Raw genomic sequence first — 18,344 nt, 5'->3', positions numbered from 1 at the left:
AGTGGGCGCCAGGAAGCCTCTACAGACGTAGAGGATCGTTCGTGAACGCAGGAGGCCGCGCCATGCCCGTACGCCAGCGCCACGCCGTCGTCGCCGGAGCCGGGATCGGCGGGCTCACCACCGCCCTCGCCCTGGCCCGCCAGGGATGGAAGGTCACCGTCTGCGAACGCGCCGACGGTCCCTCCGCCGTCGGCGCCGGCATCGTCCTCGCCCCCAACGCCCTGCGCGCCTTCGACGCCGTCGGCTTCGACCCCGCCCCGGAGGCCGGACGCCCGCCCGGAACGGCGATGGCGATGGGGCTGCGCCGCCCGGGCGGCGGCTGGCTCGACCGGGCCGACCCCGCCGTGCTCGCCGCCCGCTACGGCCGGACCCCGGTCGCCCTGCACCGCTCGGCGCTCACCGCCGCCCTGGCCGCCGAGCTGCCGGAGGGCACCCTGCGGTACGGGACCGCCGTCACCGCCGTGGACGAGGCCGACGGGCACGCGGTGGTCCGTACCGCTTCCGGGGACCTCACCGCCGACGCCGTCGTCGCCGCGGACGGCATCCACAGCCCGCTGCGCCGCCACCGCTTCCCCCGCCACCCCGGCCTGCGCTACAGCGGCGAGACCGCCTGGCGCACCGTCCTGCCCGCCGGGTCGGCGCCCGCCGGCATCGAGGCCGCCGAGACCTGGGGGCGCGGCGAGCGCTTCGGAACGGTGCCGCTCGCCGACGGCGGGCTCTACGCGTACGCCACCGCCGTCGTCCCCGAGGGGTACCGGCCCGCCGACGTCCGCACCGAACTGCTGCGCCGCTTCGGCACCTGGCACCACCCGGTCCCCGCCCTCCTGGAGCGGATCGACCCCGCCCGGGTGCTCCAGCACGACCTCTACGACCTGGCCGCCCCGCTGCCCCGCCTGCACGACGGCCGCACCGCCTGGATCGGCGACGCCGCCCACGCCATGACCCCCAACCTCGGACAGGGGGGCTGCCAGGCCGTCGAGGACGCCGTCGTCCTGGCCCATCTGCTGTCCGGCCCGGACGTGCCGGCCGCCCTGGCCGCCTACAGCCGCGCGCGCCTCGCCCGTACGGACGCCATCCGGGTCCGGGCCCGCCGGGCCGGCCGGGTCGCGGCCCTGGGGCACCCGCTGGCCGCCGCCGCCCGCGACCTGGCCTTCCGCGCCCTCCCCGCCCGCGCCTCGCTGCGCGCCCTGGACGACCTGTTCGACGGATTCACCCTCCCGGGACGGGCCGGGTAGGGGCCGAACGGGGCGGGGGCGGAATGCCCGGCGTGCCCGGGGGCGTTGGGACTCGTTGTCGCAGGTGTTGACCGTTCACACGAACGCTAGGGAGACCGACGTGCCGACCGACATCGACTGGGACCACCCCGCCGACCCCAGGCCGGGAACCTGGCAGCTGGACCACCTCCGCCAGTACGTGGACTCGAACGGGTCCGAGGGACACGAGTGGCGGGGCACGCACACCCTGCTGCTCACCACCGTGGGCCGGGTCTCCGGCAAGCCGGTGCGGACGCCCCTGATCTACGGGGAGGCCGACGGCCGCTACCTCCTGGTCGCCTCGAAGGGCGGCGCCCCCGAACACCCGCTGTGGTACCGGAACCTGACAGCCCACCCCGAGGTCCGCATCCAGGTCGGACCCGAGGTCATGCAGGGCACCGCGCGCACCGCGACCGCCGAGGAACAGCGCGCGTACTGGCCGGTGATGGTGGGCGAATGGCCCGCGTACGACGAGTACCAGGCGCAGACGGACCGGGCGATCCCGATCGTGGTGATCGAGCCGGCGCGGGTCGGCTGACCTCCCGCGGGCCCGGCCCGGGGGCGGCCCGGGTCAGCGGCCCAGCAGCGCCATCGCCGCGTTGTGCCCCGGGATCCCGCTGACCCCGCCGCCGCGGACCGCCCCCGCCCCGCACAGCAGGACGTTGGCGTGCCGCGTCTCCACCCCCCACCGGCCCGGCTCGCGCCCCGGCTCCGCGTACGGCCAGGACAGGTCGCGGTGGAAGATGTGCCCGCCGGGCAGGCGCAGTTCCTGCTCCAGGTCCAGCGGGGTCTTCGCCTCGATGCAGGGCCGGCCGTCGGCGTCGAAGGCCAGGCAGTCGGTGAGCGGTTCGTCGAGGTGGGCGTCCAGCTGGGCGAGGGTGGCGGTCAGCAGGACCTCGCGCGCCTGCCGGTTGTCCTTCTCGAACAGCCGGGCCGGGGTGTGCAGTCCGAAGAGGGTGAGCGTCTGGCAGCCCTGCGCGGTGAGTTCCGGCCCGAGGATCGTGGGGTCGGTCAGCGAGTGGCAGTAGATCTCCGAGGGCGGCACGGACGGCAGTTCCCCGGCGGCGGCCTCGGCGTGGGCGCGGTGGAGCTGCTCGTAGCCCTCGGCGATGTGGAAGGTGCCGGAGAAGGCCTCGCGGGGGTCCACCGAGGCGTCCCGCAGCCGGGGCAGCCTGCGCAGCAGCATGTTGACCTTGAACTGGGCCCCTTCGGGGGCCGCGGCGGCCGGTTCCGGGGACTCGCCGAGGAGTTCGGCCAGCGCCCTCGGGGAGGCGTTGACCAGGACGGTCCGGCCGACGACGGTGCCCTCGCCCGTCGCCGTCCGGAAGGACACCTCGGCCGGGGAGGTGCCGTCGGTGCGGATCCGCAGCGCCTCGTGCCCGGTGGCGATCTCCGCGCTGCCCGCGCGGGCGGCCCCGGCCAGCGCGTCCGTGAGCGCGCCCATGCCGCCGACGGGCACGTCCCAGTCGCCGGTGCCGCCGCCGATGACGTGGTAGAGGAAGCAGCGGTTCTGCGCGAGGGACGGGTCGTGGGCCTCGGCGAAGGTGCCGATCAGGCCGTCGGTGAGGACCACGCCCCGGACCAGGTCGTCGGTGAAGCGCTCCTCCACCGCCCGGCCGAGCGGCTCCTCGAACAGCATCCGCCAGGCCTGCTCGTCGTCGATCCGGGCGCGCAGCTCCGCGCGGGAGGGCAGCGGTTCGGTCAGGGTGGGGAAGACGCGCCGGGCGACCCGGCCGGTGGTGGCGTAGAAGGCGCGCCAGGCCTCGTACTCCCGGTCGGAGCCGGTGAGCCGGGCGAAGGACTCCCGCGTACGGTCCTCCCCGCCGCCGACGAGGAGTCCGCCGGGGCGGCCGCCGCGCTCGAAGGGCGTGTACGAGGACACCGTGCGCCGGCGCACCCGGAACCGCAGCCCCAGATCGCGGACGATCTTCTCGGGGAGCAGGGACACGAGGTAGGAGTAGCGCGAGAGCCGGGCGTCGACCCCGGCGAAGGGCCGGGTGGAGACGGCGGCGCCGCCGGTGTGCCCGAGCCGTTCCAGGACGAGGACGGAACGGCCCGCGCGGGCCAGGTAGGCGGCGGCGACGAGGCCGTTGTGGCCCCCTCCGACGATCACCGCGTCGTAGACGTCGTGCGCGAAACCCCGGGAGCCTGCGTTGGCGGTCATGGCTCTTGGTAGCACACCTGGCCGAGCCGCTCCAGACAGTGTGCCTCGTCGGCGTGGGCCAGGACGGTGTCCGGGTGCTCGTCGCCGAGCGAGCGCTCGCGGATCCCGGACAGGTCCCGGTAGATGGGCAGCGCCTGGTCCCAGCGCCCGAGCCGGCCCAGGCCGACGGCGAGTTCCCGCCGGCTGACGAGGGTGTCCGGGTGTTCCGCGCCCAGGGCCTTGGCGCGGGCCGCGCCCACCTCGCGGGCCTCGGCCACGGCCTCCTCCCAGCGGTCGAGGCGGCCCAGGTTGACGCCGAGGACGTGCCGGGCCCGCAGGGTCTCCGGGTCGGCCGCGCCGTAGGCCCGGGTGCGGTCGCGGACCAGGGCCCGGAACAGGTCGAGGGCTTCGGCGGCGCGGCCCGTGCGGCCGAGCGCGATCCCGGTCTCGTAGCGGGCGGCGAGGGCGTCGGGGTGGTCCCGGCCCAGGACGCGCTCGCGGGCGGCGGCGACCTGGCGGAACACGGTCAGCGCCTCGTTCCAGCGGCCGAGCCGGCCGAGGGCGTAGCCGACCTCGTACCGGGTCAGGAGCGTGTCCACGTGTTCGGGCCCGAGTACGTCGGCGCGGTCGGCCGCCACCTCGGCGGCGGCCTCGTGGGCCTCGGCGTGCCGGCCGAGGGCGCCGAGCGCGCAGGCCAGGTTGTGGCGGCAGCGCAGGGTGTCGGGGTGGCGCGGGCCCTCGGTGCGGACACGGGCGGCGAGCACCTCCCGGTACATCTCGTAGGCCTCGCCGTGGCGGCCGAGGCGCCCGAGCTCGTACGCCTCCTCCTGGCGGGCGGCCAGGGTGTCGGCGTGGTCGGGGCCGAGCACCCGCGCCCGGCCCTCGGCCACGGCCGCGTACACGGCGAGGGCCTCCTCGGGCCGGCCGGCGCGGCTGAGGGCGAAGGCGCGGATGTGGCCTGCGTCGAGGGAGTCGGGCCGGCCCGGGTCGGTCGGGGCGTGCGCGCGGACCTCCGCCGGCCCGTAGTCGGCGGTGAGCCGGGGGTCGTCGGCGGGGGCGGGCCGCAGGATCCGCTGCTCACCGGACGGACCTCCGGCGCCGGGGTACCCGTGACCGGGGCCGAGGGCGTGACCCGGCCCGGGCCCGGCGGCGTGGTGGCCGGTCCCCGGAACGGAGGTGTGGCCGGTCCAGCCGGGTACGGCGGCATGGCCGGTACCGGACGCGTCCGCCCGGTCCGCCCCGGGGAAAGGGGCATGGCCGGACCCGTGGGCGTCCGCACGGCCGGGGCCGGGCGCGCCGGGGTGGCCGGAGGGGGCCGGGTGGCCGGAGGGGGCCGGGTGGCCGGACAGGGGCAGGGAGACCGTGCCGGATGCGGGCGCCGTCACCGTACCGGGGACGGGGCCGGTCGCCGGATGCCCTCCGCCGAAGCCGGGACCCGCTCCCTGCGGGTGGCGGGCGGCCGTCCAGGAGCCGGTGAGCACGGCCCATTCCCCGCTGGCCGGCCGGGCGTCGATGCCCGCCTTGCGGCCGGCGGTCATCCCCGCGGCCCAGGCGGGCAGCGGGGCCTGGCCGTGGGCCGCGCCGGCGGCACCGAACCGGGCGTCGACCAGCCGCCGGTGCAGGTGGCGGGCGTCGCCGGGCCGGTCCTCGGGGCGCTTGGCCAGCAGCTCCAGGACGATCCGTTCGAAGTACTCGGGCAGCTCGGGCCGGTGGTCGCGGGGCGGCACCGGCACCGCGTCGCGGTGGCCGACCAGCACGGACCAGGAGTCGCCGAGGTCGAACGGCGGGGCCCCGGTGGCGATCTCGTAGAGGACGCAGCCCAGCGAGTACAGGTCGCTGAGGTGGTCGACCTCACCGCCCGCGATCTGCTCGGGCGACATGTAGTGCGGGGTGCCCATGGCCATGCCGCCGCCGGTGAGCTTGGCGGTGAAGCCGATGTCGTGGGCCAGGCGGGCGATGCCGAAGTCGCAGATCTTCACCGTGCCGTCGGTCAGCCGCATGATGTTGGCGGGCTTCAGGTCGCGGTGGACGACGCCCTGGTCGTGGGTGTAGCCGAGGGCCGCCGCCATCTGCTCGGCGATGTCGAGGACCACGTCGACGGGGAGCGGACGCGCCTCGTTCTCCTCCATCAGCTGGCTGAGGTTGCGGCCCTCCAGGAGCTCCATGACCAGGTAGAGGGGGCCGCCGGCGGCGCTGTCGTCGCCGAAGTCGTGGACGACGGTGACGCCCCGGTGCTGGAGGGAGGCGGCGACGCGCGCCTCGCGGCGGAAGCGCTCGCGCAGCACCTGGGTGAAGTGGGCGTCCTGCTCGGCGCCCACCGGCTTGAGGCACTTGACGGCGACCTGCCGGCCCAGCGACTCGTCGCGGGCGCGCCACACCTCGCCCATGCCGCCGCGCCCGATCAGATCGAGTGACCGGTACCGGCCCTGGATCAGTCTGGACTCCGCCATGTCTTAAAGCCGCCCCCGTCATCGTGCCCGTCGTCGTATCGCGCCCTCCCCAGCCGGTCCAGTATGGCCGCTGACTTACGCAGTGTGTACGCGGAGGGGCGGCTCCCGGGGCCCAGTCGGCGCATCGCTCTCAAGATGTGACCTGGAGGCAGCTGCCAGCGTAGACCTGCGGGAACAGTGCGCAGTACGCGACCCGTGAGGCGCAGGCGCCGGGTGACCGTGCGTGAGGGCGCTGCGGGGCGGCCGTACAGCTGGTGCGCCCAGCCGGGAAGCGTGGCGTAGGCGAGCCCGGCGAGCGGTCTCCACAGCAGGTTTCGGCCAGGAACCAGGAGCGGCGCGACGGGCGGGGAGCGCAGGAACGCGTCGACGGCCCGGGCGTCGGCCCCGGCGGCGAGACGGGGCCGGACCTGCTCGAAGTACGCGGCCAGCCCTGCGGTGCCGGCGGGCACGGCGGCCGGGTCGAGGCCGACGAGGCGGGCGTTGACCCGGTTCTCGTCCACGTACCGGTCGGCTTGGGCGGGGGTGAGAGGAACACCCGAACGGCGCAGTACGTGCAGGAAGCTGCCGATCTGCGCGCAGTGCACCCACAGGAGGAGTTCGGGGTCGTCCACGGGGAACCGCTCCCCCGTGTCCGGGTCGGTGGCCGAGAGCCGGCGGTGGACGGCGCGGACGTGGGCGCCGGCCCGCTCGGCCGCCCCGGCGGTGCCGTAGGTGACGGTGCCGACGAAGTCGGCGGTGCGCAGCAGCCGCCCCCAGGCGTCGTCGGCGAAGGCGGAGTTCTCCATGACCCCCCGGACGGCACGCGGGTGCAGGGCCTGGAGGTAGAGCGCACGGACCCCGGCGATCCACATGACCGGGTCGCCGTGGCAGTGCCAGGTCACGGACCCGGGCCCGTACAGTCCCGGGTCGGCGCCCTCGTACGGAGCTCCGCTCATCGCCCGCCTCCCGCGGTGAGCCTACCCAGGAGGGTGCGCGCCCGACCGCCCGCGGCGCGGCGCGGCGCGAAACCGCCCGGCGCGGGCGGCGGGGGGGTGTCAGCGGTCCGTCAGGACCGGGCCGTCCGGCGTCAAGGTCCCGTCAGGGGCGGTCCCCGGGCCCGTTCCGCCGGGGATAGCTTCGGTGGCGCGCCCCGGACCGCCTCCCCGCAGCCCGGGGCCCCGAGCCCGTCACCCGTGGTTCCCCCTGGGAGGACCCCATGTGCCTGTTCCAGTACGACGACGACCCCGAGCCCGAGGAACGCGTCCCGGCCGGACCCCTGTACGTCCCGGTCCGGCCGGGTGCCGGCGAGGTGGTGGTGCGGATGTTCCGGACCCCGCTGGGCGCTCGTACCGCCGTCGGCTTCACCACCGCGGAGAGGCTCGCCGCCACGCTCGGGGCGGAGCAGCCGTGGATCCGGCTCTCCGAGTCGGCGCTGCGCGCGCTGGCCGAGCCGCTGGGGGCGGGGCCGCTGACCGTCGACCCGACCCTGACCGCACCGGCGGCCGTCCCGGAGCGGCTCGCACCGCCGGCCGCCGCACCGGGCGCCGCACCGGGCGCCGGCACGGTCTCCGGCGGACGGGGGTCCGGGGCGTCCGGATCCGGATCGCCGGGGGTGCCGGGGGCCTCCGGGGTGCCGGGGGCCTCCGGGGTCTCCGCCAGGGCCGTCTGAAGGGGCCGGGTACCGCCATGACCGTCGAAGTACTCCCCGAGGCCGCGGCAGGCGCCGGCGACCTCTCCGTGTGGCCCGCCTCCACGGCCCGGCTCCCGCACGGCGGCCTGGCCGTCGGCGGGGTGTCGCTGACGGAGGTCGCCCAGCGGTTCGACACCCCCGTCTACGTCCTGGACGAGGGCGAGGTGCGCGGGCGCTGCCGCACCTACCGGGACGCCTTCCCCGACGCCGGGGTCCTCTACGCCGCCAAGGCGTTCCTCTCCCGCGCGATGGTGCGCTGGGTGCGGGAGGAGGGCCTGGGCCTGGACGTGTGCTCCGCCGGGGAACTGGAGCTGGCCGTCACCTCGGGGTTCCCGCCCGAGCACATCGTGCTGCACGGCAACGCCAAGTCCCCCCGGGACATCGCGTCCGCCCTGCGGCTCGGGGTCGGCCGGATCGTCATCGACAGCCCCTCCGAGATCGCCCGCATCGCGGCCGCCGTCGGGCCCCGGGGGCGCCAGCGGGTGCTGGTGCGGGTGGTGCCGGGAGTCGCCGCCGGCGGCCACGAGAAGATCCGCACGGGTACGGAGGGCCAGAAGTTCGGGCTGTCCGCCACCGACGGGAGCGCCCAGCGGGCCGTGGCCCGGATCCTGGACCAGCCGCAGCTCGAACTCTCCGGCCTGCACTGCCACATCGGCTCCCAGATCACCTCCGTGGACTCCTACCTGGTGGCGCTGGGGCGCATGGTGGAGCTGATGACCGCCGTGCACGCAGCGCACGGGATCGCCCTGCCCGAGCTGGACCTCGGCGGCGGGCACGGCATCGCCTACCGGCCCGGCGAGCCGGCCCTGGACCTCACCGCACTGGCGCGCGAGCTGCGCACCGCGCTGGCGGGGCGCTGCGCGGCCGCGGGACTGCCCGTGCCCCGGCTGATCGTCGAGCCGGGGCGGGCGATCGCCGGGCCGGCCGGGGTGGCCCTGTACCGGGTGCTCGCCGTCAAGCACTCCGGCGGGAAGGTGTTCGTGGCCGTGGACGGCGGGATGAGCGACAACCCCCGGCCGGCCCTGTACGGGGTGCGCTACGCGCCCCGGCTGGTCGGCCGGCACTCCACCGCGGGCTCCCGTACGGCCACGGTCGTCGGCCGGCACTGCGAGGCGGGCGACGTCCTGGCCGTCGACGCCGAACTGCCGCAGGACGTGCACCCGGGCGACCTGCTGGCCGTTCCGGTGGCCGGCGCCTACCAGCTGTCCATGGCCTCCGGGTACAACATGGTCGGCCGGCCGCCGGTGGTCGCCGTCCACGAGGGCGCGGCGCGGCTGCTGGTGCGGCGCGAGACGCTGGACGACTTCCGCAGCCGGGACGTCGGGCGCTGAGCCGCCGCCGCGCAACGGTCCGGTGGGCGCCCCCCGTTCGGGGCGTCCGCCGGACCCGCGCCACGGGCCGGGTGTCCCCGGTCCGCTCCGCACGTGAGCCGTCCGGTCCCGGTATCCCCACACCGGGAGCCGAACGGCTCATGTGATGCGCGACGAGTGCCGGTGCCGGTCGGTCGCCTCGATCCGGGCCCCCCACGGGCCGGAAACGGCGCCCTCGGACGGGGTTCGGTCCCCCGTCGTCGGCCCTGCGCCGCGGAACTGCCATTCCGCTCCGTCGCCCCTCCAGTCTGCTGCCGTCCCGGGCGCCCCCAGGACACCCTTGACGTGTTCCTTCCGTTGGTTCACCGATCCTTGACGTGCCCTTGACGTCCTCATCGGCGTGGCGTGCCCCCGGGCGGAAAGAGTCCGTCCGCTTCTCGCGGATCCCGATTGTGCGGTGCGCGGCACGGGGACCGCTTCTCCGCATCCTGGTAAAAGGACTCCTTCCGCACTTCCATGGAACCACCCCGGCCAGGAGCCCGCCAGGCTGGCGCCCCTCAGCGGCGGACCCTCGGCATGCCCAGGCCGATCCAGGAGATGATCTCGCGCTGGATCTCGTTGTTGCCGCCGCCGAAGGTGAAGATCACGGCGCTGCGGTAGCCGCGTTCCAGTTCGCCGTGGAGGACCGCGCCCGCCGAGCCGTCCTTGAGGGCGCCCGCCGCACCGACCACCTCCATCAGCCAGGCGTAGGCGTCCCGGCGCGCCTCGGAGCCGTAGACCTTGACCGCCGAGGCGTCCTGGGGGGTGAGGGTGCCCGATTCGACGGCGCCCACCATCTGCCAGTTGAGCAGCTTCATCGCGTCGAGGCGGGCGTGGGTGCGGGCCAGCCGGCCGCGTACCCACGGCAGGTCGATGACGCGGCGGCCGTCGGCGAGCCCGGTCGCGGCGGCCCAGCGCTGGACGTCGTGCAGGGCGCGGACGGCCATCGTGCCGTGGGCGGCCAGGGTGACGCGCTCGTGGTTGAGCTGGTTGGTGATCAGGCGCCAGCCCTTGTTCTCCTGGCCGACGCGGCGGCTCGCGGGGACGCGGATGTCCTCGTAGTGGCTGGCGGTGGTGTCGTGCGAGGCGAGGGTGTTGATGAGGGTGCAGGAGTACCCGGGGTCGGAGGTCGGGACGAGGAGCATCGTGATGCCCTTGTGCGCGGGGGCGTCCGGATCGGTGCGGACGGCGAGCCAGACCCAGTCGGCGGTGTCGCCGTTGGTGGTCCAGATCTTCTGGCCGTTGACCACGTAGGTGCCGGTCTCCTGGTCCCCCTCTCGGACGGCCCGGCACTTGAGGGCGGCGAGGTCGGTGCCCGCGTCGGGTTCGCTGTAGCCGATGGCGAAGTCGATCTCACCGGAGAGGATCTTCGGGAGGAAGTACGCCTTCTGCTCCTCGGTGCCGAACTGCATCAGGGTCGGCCCGACCGTGTTGAGGGCCATCAGCGGCAGCGGGACGACGGCCTGCGCGGCCTCGTCGAAGAAGATGAACTGGTCCATGGGCGACATGCCGCGCCCGCCGTACTCCTCGGGCCAGCCGACGCCGAGCCAGCCGTCCGCGCCGAGGCGGCGGATGGTCTCGCGGTAGAAGCGCTTCTGCGCGGCCGGGTCCTCGTAGCGGGCGTAGACGTCCTGCGGGACGAGCTCGGCGAAGTAGGCACGCAGTTCGGCGCGCAACTGCTGCTGCTCGGGCGTGTATTCGAGGTGCACGGCCCCTCCGGGATCCTCGCGGTCCAGCCGGTCGCTGCGAACGGCGGCGGTCAGAGTAGAACCCGTTACAGGAATAGGGAAGGGCCGGATGCGGGACGGGGGGACCCCTGCCGGGCCCGGTCCGGGTCCGGCAGGGGGGTGCGGTGTCAGTCCGCGCGGCGGCACTGGCCCGTGCGGGCGCCGGTCGCGGTGGTGCCGGACAGGAGGAGTTCCGGGTCGTTGTCCTCGCAGCGCAGGGGGCCGGTGACCCGGTTGGCGCGGAACGCCGGGGCCAGGGCCTCCGGGAGCGGGCCGGCGCCGCTGTTGCCGGTGATGCGGACGGTGCCGGTGACGGTGTTGGCCGACACCTCCACGCCCCCGGTGTTGTCCTCGACCGTCAGCGGGCCCCGCAGGGTGCTGCCGGCGCAGTCCGCGCCCTCGCGGTCCGAGCCGACGACCACCGGGCCGGTGGAGCGCCGGACGCCGACCGGGCCGGTGAGCCCGGAGCGGCAGACGGTCAGGGCGAGGGCGCCGTCGACGGAGACCGGGCCGGTGAGGGAGGCGCCGGTGACGGCGAGGGCGCCGCCCGGGCGGACGGTGACCGGGCCGTTCTGGCTGCCGCCGGCGCCGATGCAGACGGCCTCTCCGGCGGAGACGGTCAGCGGGCCCTCGTGGGCCGTGGTGAGGCAGGGGCCGGTGAAGCCGACGACGACGACGGTGGGTGCGTCCGTCCTGCCCGGGGTGAAGGCCGCGTCGCCGCCGTAGCGGGCGGTGACGGGATGCGTGGTGGGCTGGAGGACACCGGTGCGCAGGCTCGCACGGCCGTCGCGCAGCGTCGCGGTGCCCAGTGGGGTGGTCCCGTCGTAGAAGGTGACCTCGCCGCCGGGGGTGCCGCCCGCCGGGTTCGCCGGGGTGACGGTCGCGGTGAGGGTGGCGGGCCGCCCGAACAGCGGGGTGGCGTCGTCGGCGGCCACGGTCACCGAGGTCCCGTACCGGAACGACAGGACCACCGCGCCGTCGCCCCGGCGGACGCCCCGCGCGAGGGTGACGGCCGTGGCGGACGGCGCCGCGAAGCTGCTGCCCCCGCCGCCGCCGGCACCGGACAGGTTGCCCGGGTTGCCGCCGCCGGAGCCTCCGCCGCCGGCGAACCAGCCGCCCCCGCCCCCGCCACCGCCGGGGCCGCCGGCCCCGCCGTTGCCCCCGGTCCCGCCGCTGCCGGGGTTGGGCAGGCTGGTGTACTGGTCGATGTCGCTGCCCGCGCCGCCGGGGGCGCCGTAGTTGGAGTTGCGGGGGCCGCCCGCCCCGTGGGCGGACTGGGTTCCGCCGCCGCCCGCGAGGCCGGAGCCCTCCGGGCCGCCGCCCTGGCCGCCGGGTTCGGCTTCGAGCCCGCCGCCGTTGCCGCCGTGCAGCAGCGGCCCGCCGTTGCCCGCGCCTCCGCCGCCGCCGGCCACCAGGACCCGGTCGGCCGCGCCGAAGGCGCCCGTGCGCAGGTCGCTGGCCCCGCCGCCGGAGCCTCCGCCGCCGTGGGCCCCGCCTCCGCCGGAACCGTGGCCGCGGCCGCCGGGGCGGGCGTACTCGCCGTGCCGGGAGGTGCCGGAGCTGCCGACGCCGCCGACGGTGATCTGGAGCTGCTGGCCGGGGGTCACGGCCAGGGTGGCGCGGGTCTCGCCGCCGAGACCGCCGGGCGCGCCGGCGTTCGCAGGGGCGGGGAGGACGAAGCCGGCCGCGCTGCCGCCCTCGGCGCCGAAGAGGTCGGCGGTCACCTCGGTCACCCCGGCCGGGACGGTGAACGTGTCCGTCCCGACGGTGGCGTAGGTGCAGCCGGGGGTCGCGGCGGTGAAGACTCCGCCCGCGCCGCAGGGGGCGGCCGGGGCCGCGGGGTCGGCGGTCGCGGGGAGCGGCGCCATCGCGGCGGCCACGAGGCCGGCCGCGCCGGCCGCCTTCAGGATCTTCGATCGGTACATGCTCAAGGGGGTTCCAAACGACGGTACTCGGGATGCGGGACGTGCCGGGCCGCGGCCGTGGCGGGGGCCACGGCCGCGGCGACATGTGCTACGGGTGGATCAGACGCCGTCGTCGGCGCAGAGCGCCCAGACGTCGGAGTAGGTGTTCGGGGAGCTGGGGGCGCCGGTGTGGGTGAAGGCGGACCAGTAGGCGGCGTTGGTGGTGCCGTCCGAGACCGCGCTGCCTCCGGAGTCGCTGGGGTAGCTGCCGTTGAGGTGGTCGCCCGGGGAGCCCGGACCGGTGAAGTTCGTGGTCGTGACGCCGCCCCCGCTGATCGCGGCGCCGCCGCTGACCAGCTTCCCGTCGTTCTGCCCGCAGCCGACGGTCACGGTCGCGCCGGCGGTGCCGGCGGTGGGGCCGCTGACCTCGCTGAAGCGGACCTTGACGGTCGTACCGCTGATGTTGATGTTGTTGCCGCTGCAGATGGCGTACGCGTAGGTGGTGTTGCCGCTGTCGCCGCCGCCGCCGTTCCAGCCGACGGCGCTCCAGGAGTCGGGGTTGGTCTCCCCGTCGGCCGCGGCCTTCTGGCCGTAGCCGTGGGCCGAGTCGTTGAAGGTGGGGAAGCTGGCGATCGGCTTGAGGCTGCCGACGACGGCCGGGGTGATGCGGGCTCCGCCGCCGAGCAGGCGGGTGCCCGAGGGGCAGGTGGCCGTGACGAGGCCGACCGTCGAGCTGGTGACGGGTCCGGCGACCTTGTTCATCACCACCTGGGTGTGGTTGACGAGGTTGCTGCTGAAGCACATCGCGTACGGGGTGCTGGAGAAGGAGGCGTTGACCGCTCCCCCGCTGCCGCCGATGCCGAGCCAGTAGGCGACGTCGGTGCCGACCACGCCGGTGGAGCCGGTGTACTCGGTGCTGCCGTCGGGGCTGGGCGACGTGCCGTTGATCTTGTTGCCGTTGGACGAGGTGCCGGTGCCGATGGCCTGGTTGATGCCGCCGCCGGAGATCAGGCCGCTCGAACAGTGGGCGTTGGTGGATATCTCGGCGAAGGCGGAGCCGGGTCCGGAGGTGGCGCCGGGGGTCTTCACGGTCACGCCCACGGTGTTGGCGTAGGCGGTGCCCGGTATCGCCAGGGCCAGCAGGGCGCCAAGGATCAGCGCCCTTCCGGCCAGCGGGCGCCGGCGCAGGAACTTGTCCATCGGGTCGTCTCCCTTTCGGAGGTGGAGCTCGGGCAGGCGAAGGCGCGCACGGGCGGCACCGGGAGGCGTCCGTACGGACGTCCGGTGCGGCGTGCGGGGGCGTTCGCCCTGTTCTGGGGTGTCGGCGGACGCCGGAGCGGCGTGGGCCGGTGCCGCGGTGGGCTGCGCGCTGGATCAGCGGATGGACGGGGCCTCGCGGGAGCGGGTGCCGCGCGCGGCGGACGGGACGGACCAGGTCGTGGACCGCCCCGCCCGCTTGGCACGCGGATGGCACTTGCGGAATGTAGCAGTCAGATAAGCCTGCATGTAAGCCGGGAATGCCGACTTCGCCTTGCAGATGCGGTACTCGCAAGTAGCTCGCCGGCCGTCCCGGGCGCCGGTAGGGCCCCCATGGCGGACGCGCGGGAAGCGCTGCGGGACGTAAGGGGGGAAGCGAGACGGTCGTCGAGCGCTCCGGGCTGACGCACCGCCACACGGGCGGGGCCCCGGTCCCGTTCCGGCTCCGCCGGCGGGCGTCCGACGCGGCATGGGTGTGCGAGCGGGGCACCCCCGCCGGCCCCGACGGCCGGCCCCGCGCTCCGGCCCGTTCGGCTGGAGCTGCACCGAACCGGCCGGGATGGCCCGGGCGCTGTCTGAGGCCGTGTGGGGAGGAGCCGCACGCGCCGGCGCCCGGCCGCAGCCGGGCGCCGGACCGCGGGGCGGGGCGGGTCAGTTCAGGGCCGCGATCATCGCCTCGGCCGTCGCCGCCATGGCCGTCCGGGCCGCGGTGAGGTACGGGCGGGGGTCGGCCGGGGTGAGATGGGCGCGGATGGCCCCGGTCATGGCCACGTTGAGCGCGGTCCCGATGTTGACCTTGCGGATGCCCCCGGCCACCGCCGCCGCGAGTTCCCCGTCGGGCAGTCCGGACGAGCCGTGCAGCACCAGCGGCACGTCCACCGCCTTGGCCAGCCGCGCCAGCAGGGCGTGGTCGAGGGAGGCGGTCCTGCTGGTCATGGCGTGGGTGCTGCCGACGGCCACCGCCAGGGCGTCCACCCCGGAGTCCGCGACGAACCGCCGCGCCTCGTCGGGATCCGTACGCGCGCCCGGCGCGTGCGGGTCGGGTGGCGCGGCCCCGTTCTTCCCGCCGACCTCGCCCAGCTCCGCCTCGATCCACAGCCCGTTCGCGTGGGCCCAGTCGGCGGCGGACCGGGTGGCCTCCAGGTTCTCGGCGTAGGGCAGGTGCGCGGCGTCGTACATCACCGAGCCGTACCCGGCGTCGGCGGCCCGCCGCAGCAGGTCGGTGCTCTTGACGTGGTCCAGATGCAGCCCGACGGGGACCCGCGCGGCCTCCGCGCAGGCGGCGGCGGCCCGGGTGATGGGCAGCAGGGCCCCGCTGCGGAACTTCACGGCGTTCTCGCTGAGTTGGAGGATGACGGGCAGACCGGCCCGCTCGGCCCCCTCGACCACGGCCTCGGCGTGCTCCAGGGTGATGACGTTGAAGGCGGCGACGGCCCGTCCGGCGGCGGCCGCCTCCGCGACGAGGACCCCGGCGGGGGCGAGGGTCATCGGACGGCCCCCTCGCCGCTGGTGAGGATCACCGAGCGGGTGAGGTTGCGCGGCGCGTCCGGGTCCAGCTGCCGCACGGCGGCGACCGCCACGGCCAGCCGGTGCACCCGCACCAGTTCCGCGAGCGGGTCGAGCGTGCCGTCCACCCACTCGGCCCCGGTGCCCAGGACCTGCTCGGCGATGCCCTCGGGCGTGCCGCCCAGCGACCAGGTCACCGAGCCGGGACCGGTGACGCTGACCGGCCCGTGCCGGTACTCCATCGCCGGATAGGCCTCGGCCCACGACAGCGAGGCCTCGCGCATCTTCAGGGCCGCCTCGTGGGCGAGGCCCACGCTCCAGCCCCGCCCGAGGAAGGTGAACTGCCCCCGGGCCTCCAGCCCGGCCGGCAGCGGTTCGGCCAGCGCGGCCCGGGCGTCGGCGACCACGTCCGGGGTGTGCGCGCCCACGTGGGCCCGGAGCAGGGTGAGGGCGGTGGTGGCGAAGCGGGTCTGGACGACGGACCGCTCGTCGGCGAAGTCCAGCACGACCAGCTCGTTCGCGAGGGTGGTCACGGGGGTGGCCGGGTCCCCGACGACGGCGGTGGCCGGGATCCCGGCCTCGCGCAGCCCGGACAGCAGGTCCAGCACCTCGGTGGTGGTCCCGGAGCGGGTCAGCGCCACCACCCGGTCGTAGCGGCGGTGGCGGGGGAACTCCGAGGCGGGGAAGGCGTCGGTCTCCCCCTGCCCGGCCTCCTCGCGCAGGGCGGCGGCGGCCTGGGCCATGTAGTACGAGGTCCCGCACCCGACGATCGCGGTACGCTCCCCCGGCGTCGGCAGCACCGCCCCGTGGGCCGGGGCCAGTTCGGCGGCCCGTTCCCAGCTCTCGGGCTGCGTGGCCAACTCGTACGCGACGTGACTCATGCGGGCTCCCTGCGCGTTGGATGCGTCATCCTGGCGGTTCCTGCGTGCTGGTGCGTTCCTGTGCGTGTTCCTGCAAGGTAGCGGGCAGTTTCGCGCAACTTCAAGCATCTACCGGGTGTCCGCCTGGGTTAATCTCGACGGCGGGGCCGGGGAGGAAACCCGGGGACGACACGGGAGGGCGCCATGACCCGCACGGAACGCTGGCAGAGACTGCTGGACCTGCTGGTGGAACGGGACGGGCTGGAGGTGGAGTCGGCCGCCGAGGCGCTCGGCGTGTCCGCCGCGACCATCCGCCGCGACCTCGACCAGCTGGCCGAACAGCAGCTCCTGGTCCGCACGCGCGGCGGGGCGGTGCCGCACGGGGTCTCGTACGAACTCCCCCTGCGCTACCGGACCTCGCGGCGGGCCGCCGAGAAGCGCCGGATCAGCGAGGCCGTCGCGGAGCTGATCGCGCCGGGCGAGGTCGTCGGCCTGACGGGCGGCACCACCACGACGGAGGTGGCCCGCGCCCTGGCGGCCCGCCCGGACCTGGCCGGCGGCTCCCCCGCGCTGACGGTGGTCACCAACGCCCTGAACATCGCGGGCGAGCTGGTGATCCGGCCCCAGTTCAAGATCGTGCTGACGGGCGGGGTCGCCCGCCCCCAGTCCTACGAACTCACCGGCCCACTTGCCCAGCAGACGCTCGGTCAGCTCACGGTGGACACGGCGGTGGTCGGGGTCGACGCCTTCGACCCGGCGGACGGCGCGGCCACCCGCCACGAGGACGAGGCCGCCGTCAACAGCCTCCTGTGCGCCCGCGCCCGCCGCGTGGTCGTCGCGGCGGACTCCACGAAGCTGGGCGTCCGCGCCTTCGCCCGCATCTGCCCCACCGCCTCGGTACACACCCTGGTCACGGACACCGCCCTGGCCGCCCCGTTGGCAGCGGCGTTCGAGGGGGCGGGGGTGGAGCTGATACGGGTTTAGGGGGTGGGGTGGGGTGGGGTGGGGTGGGCGGGAGGGAGGGAGGGGTCGGAGGTTCGGCGGGCATCGGTCGGGCGGACGAGAGAAACCGAGCGGTACCAGGGTGGGCGGGACCTCGGCGGGGCGGTACGGGGAGGGCTTGGGGGTTTCCCGTCAGTCTCATCGTCCTTCCGCGTCGGGACGGCCTGTCAAGGGCGCTCCCTTCGGTCGCGTCGCTGCGCGATGGCCTTCGGCCACCCTTGACAGGCCGCCCCGCCACGAAAAGCCGAAGACTGCCGGGAAACCCCCAAAAGAACGGCACGGTCCATTGATGGACATGCGGCGGTGGCCAGGTATCAGACGGGGTGGTCGGGGATCGGCAGACCGGCCATCCGGGCCCGCCACCCAAGCGATCGGGACCGCCCTCACGCATCAGATCGCTACGCGCTTCCCCTTCCTCAGCGTCCGGCCCCCGTCTGGGGTCGATCCCCGCGCCAAAGGGCGACGAGAGGGGCATTCGCGTCCGACAGGCGCCGCAGATCGCTACGCGCTTCCCTCTTCTCGGCGTCCGCGGCCCATCCGGGGCTGATCCCCGCACCCGAGGGACGATCGGATGGGCCTCCGGGCATGCCAGGCGCCGCAGATCGCTACGCGCTCCTCGGTTCTCAGCGTCTGCGACCCGCCTGTGGCTGCTACCCGCACCACAAGACGACCAGAGGAGCATGCGGCGACAGCGGGCGCGTCAGATCGCTACGCGCGTCTGTCTTATCAGCGTCCGCCGCCCGTTGTGGGCTGCTACCTGCACCAAAGGACGACGAGATGGGCATCCGGGCAGGTCAGGCGCCTCAGATCGCCACGCGCTGCCCTGATTTCGGCGTCCGGCCGCCGTCCGGGGCCAATACCCGCACCGAAGAACGACCTACAGGGCATTCCAGCCACAGACGGGCGGAAGGCGCCGAGAAGAGAGAAGCGCGGAGCGATCTCAGGCGCCCGGCGTCGCCGGATGGCGTCCTGGTCGTCCTGTGGTGCGGGTATCGGCCCCGGACGGGCTGCTGACGCTGGGGAATGAGGAGCGCGTAGCGATCTGATGCGTGAGGGAGGCTCCGACCGCATGGGTGGCGGGCCCGGATGGGCGGTCTGCCGGCCCCCGACGACCTCGCCTGGTCTCTGATCCCGCCGGTTGTCCGACTCTGGACCGTGCCGTTCCTTTGGGGGTTTCCCGGCAGTCTTCGGCTTTTCGTGGCGGGACGGCCTGTCAAGGGTGGC

At 75.4% G+C, this 18,344-nt stretch carries 13 protein-coding genes; 5 read left to right on the top strand and 8 right to left on the bottom strand.

Features of this window, described 5'->3' with window-relative positions:
* Window positions 1-41 precede the first annotated feature (41 nt).
* Both AB0469_RS08190 and AB0469_RS08185 read left to right on the top strand, forming a co-directional pair.
* On the top strand, window positions 42-1,235 hold the full coding sequence (locus AB0469_RS08190) for an FAD-dependent oxidoreductase (RefSeq protein ID WP_366450508.1): 1,194 nt from the start codon (window positions 42-44) through the stop codon (window positions 1,233-1,235).
* A 100-nt stretch (window positions 1,236-1,335) separates the two neighbouring features.
* A complete protein-coding gene (locus tag AB0469_RS08185; RefSeq protein WP_366450507.1) occupies window positions 1,336-1,791 on the top strand; it encodes a nitroreductase family deazaflavin-dependent oxidoreductase in 456 nt (151 codons plus the stop codon).
* Window positions 1,792-1,824: 33 nt separating this feature from the next.
* Here AB0469_RS08185 and AB0469_RS08180 read toward each other — a convergent pair whose 3' ends face one another.
* The 3 genes from AB0469_RS08180 to AB0469_RS08170 are packed head-to-tail and all read right to left on the bottom strand — an operon-like array spanning window position 1,825 to window position 6,781.
* Window positions 1,825-3,417: an NAD(P)/FAD-dependent oxidoreductase gene (locus AB0469_RS08180; RefSeq protein WP_366450506.1), complete on the bottom strand. Its 1,593-nt coding sequence runs from the start codon at window positions 3,415-3,417 to the stop codon at window positions 1,825-1,827.
* Window positions 3,414-5,846 (bottom strand): tetratricopeptide repeat protein, encoded by a 2,433-nt coding sequence (locus AB0469_RS08175; RefSeq protein WP_366450505.1) that lies wholly within the window; start codon window positions 5,844-5,846, stop codon window positions 3,414-3,416. The genes AB0469_RS08180 and AB0469_RS08175 overlap by 4 nt, the downstream gene beginning before the upstream one ends.
* Entirely contained in the window at window positions 5,828-6,781 is a 954-nt protein-coding gene (locus AB0469_RS08170) for an oxygenase MpaB family protein (protein WP_366450504.1), read from the bottom strand. Before AB0469_RS08170 ends, AB0469_RS08175 begins: the two co-directional genes overlap by 19 nt.
* Window positions 6,782-7,041: 260 nt before the next feature.
* Between AB0469_RS08170 and AB0469_RS08165 the strand changes: the two genes are divergently transcribed.
* Both AB0469_RS08165 and lysA read left to right on the top strand, forming a co-directional pair.
* Complete coding sequence (locus AB0469_RS08165; protein ID WP_366450503.1) at window positions 7,042-7,494, top strand: SAV_915 family protein; 453 nt, start codon at window positions 7,042-7,044, stop codon at window positions 7,492-7,494.
* 17 nt (window positions 7,495-7,511) lie between these two features.
* A complete protein-coding gene (lysA, locus tag AB0469_RS08160; RefSeq protein WP_366450502.1) occupies window positions 7,512-8,846 on the top strand; it encodes a diaminopimelate decarboxylase in 1,335 nt (444 codons plus the stop codon).
* A gap of 536 nt (window positions 8,847-9,382) precedes the next feature.
* Here lysA and AB0469_RS08155 read toward each other — a convergent pair.
* The 5 genes from AB0469_RS08155 to AB0469_RS08135 form a co-directional block, all read right to left on the bottom strand.
* Entirely contained in the window at window positions 9,383-10,573 is a 1,191-nt protein-coding gene (locus tag AB0469_RS08155; protein WP_366450501.1) for an acyl-CoA dehydrogenase family protein, read from the bottom strand.
* A 146-nt stretch (window positions 10,574-10,719) separates the two neighbouring features.
* Entirely contained in the window at window positions 10,720-12,516 is a 1,797-nt protein-coding gene (locus AB0469_RS08150; protein WP_366450748.1) for an Ig-like domain-containing protein, read from the bottom strand.
* A 99-nt stretch (window positions 12,517-12,615) separates the two neighbouring features.
* On the bottom strand, window positions 12,616-13,695 hold the full coding sequence (locus AB0469_RS08145) for a hypothetical protein (protein WP_366450500.1): 1,080 nt from the start codon (window positions 13,693-13,695) through the stop codon (window positions 12,616-12,618).
* A 708-nt stretch (window positions 13,696-14,403) separates the two neighbouring features.
* Window positions 14,404-15,240, bottom strand: a complete 837-nt coding sequence (locus AB0469_RS08140; RefSeq protein WP_366450499.1) for a class II fructose-bisphosphate aldolase — start codon at window positions 15,238-15,240, stop codon at window positions 14,404-14,406.
* Window positions 15,237-16,139 carry a sugar isomerase gene (locus tag AB0469_RS08135; RefSeq protein ID WP_366450498.1) on the bottom strand — a complete coding sequence of 301 codons (903 nt, stop codon included), beginning with the start codon at window positions 16,137-16,139 and terminating at the stop codon, window positions 15,237-15,239. The genes AB0469_RS08140 and AB0469_RS08135 overlap by 4 nt, the downstream gene beginning before the upstream one ends.
* Before the next feature lie 183 nt (window positions 16,140-16,322).
* Between AB0469_RS08135 and AB0469_RS08130 the strand changes: the two genes are divergently transcribed.
* Entirely contained in the window at window positions 16,323-17,102 is a 780-nt protein-coding gene (locus AB0469_RS08130; protein WP_366450497.1) for a DeoR/GlpR family DNA-binding transcription regulator, read from the top strand.
* Window positions 17,103-18,344 lie beyond the last annotated feature (1,242 nt).

Origin of the sequence: Streptomyces sp. NPDC093801, from assembly GCF_040701585.1 — a bacterium.
GTDB lineage: Bacteria > Actinomycetota > Actinomycetes > Streptomycetales > Streptomycetaceae > Streptomyces.
This window is presented reverse-complemented; position numbering and strand designations above follow the sequence as displayed.

What these genes read in the sequence shown, in the direction of transcription:
- AB0469_RS08180 (WP_366450506.1), bottom strand. Translation starts at nt 3,417, where the DNA reads ATGACCGCCAACGCAGGCTCCCGGGGTTTCGCGCACGACGTCTACGAC.
- AB0469_RS08175 (WP_366450505.1), bottom strand. Translation starts at nt 5,846, where the DNA reads ATGGCGGAGTCCAGACTGATCCAGGGCCGGTACCGGTCACTCGATCTG.
- AB0469_RS08170 (WP_366450504.1), bottom strand. Translation starts at nt 6,781, where the DNA reads ATGAGCGGAGCTCCGTACGAGGGCGCCGACCCGGGACTGTACGGGCCC.
- AB0469_RS08165 (WP_366450503.1), top strand. Translation starts at nt 7,042, where the DNA reads ATGTGCCTGTTCCAGTACGACGACGACCCCGAGCCCGAGGAACGCGTC.
- lysA (WP_366450502.1), top strand. Translation starts at nt 7,512, where the DNA reads ATGACCGTCGAAGTACTCCCCGAGGCCGCGGCAGGCGCCGGCGACCTC.
- AB0469_RS08150 (WP_366450748.1), bottom strand. Translation starts at nt 12,516, where the DNA reads ATGTACCGATCGAAGATCCTGAAGGCGGCCGGCGCGGCCGGCCTCGTG.
- AB0469_RS08145 (WP_366450500.1), bottom strand. Translation starts at nt 13,695, where the DNA reads ATGGACAAGTTCCTGCGCCGGCGCCCGCTGGCCGGAAGGGCGCTGATC.
- AB0469_RS08140 (WP_366450499.1), bottom strand. Translation starts at nt 15,240, where the DNA reads ATGACCCTCGCCCCCGCCGGGGTCCTCGTCGCGGAGGCGGCCGCCGCC.
- AB0469_RS08135 (WP_366450498.1), bottom strand. Translation starts at nt 16,139, where the DNA reads ATGAGTCACGTCGCGTACGAGTTGGCCACGCAGCCCGAGAGCTGGGAA.
- AB0469_RS08130 (WP_366450497.1), top strand. Translation starts at nt 16,323, where the DNA reads ATGACCCGCACGGAACGCTGGCAGAGACTGCTGGACCTGCTGGTGGAA.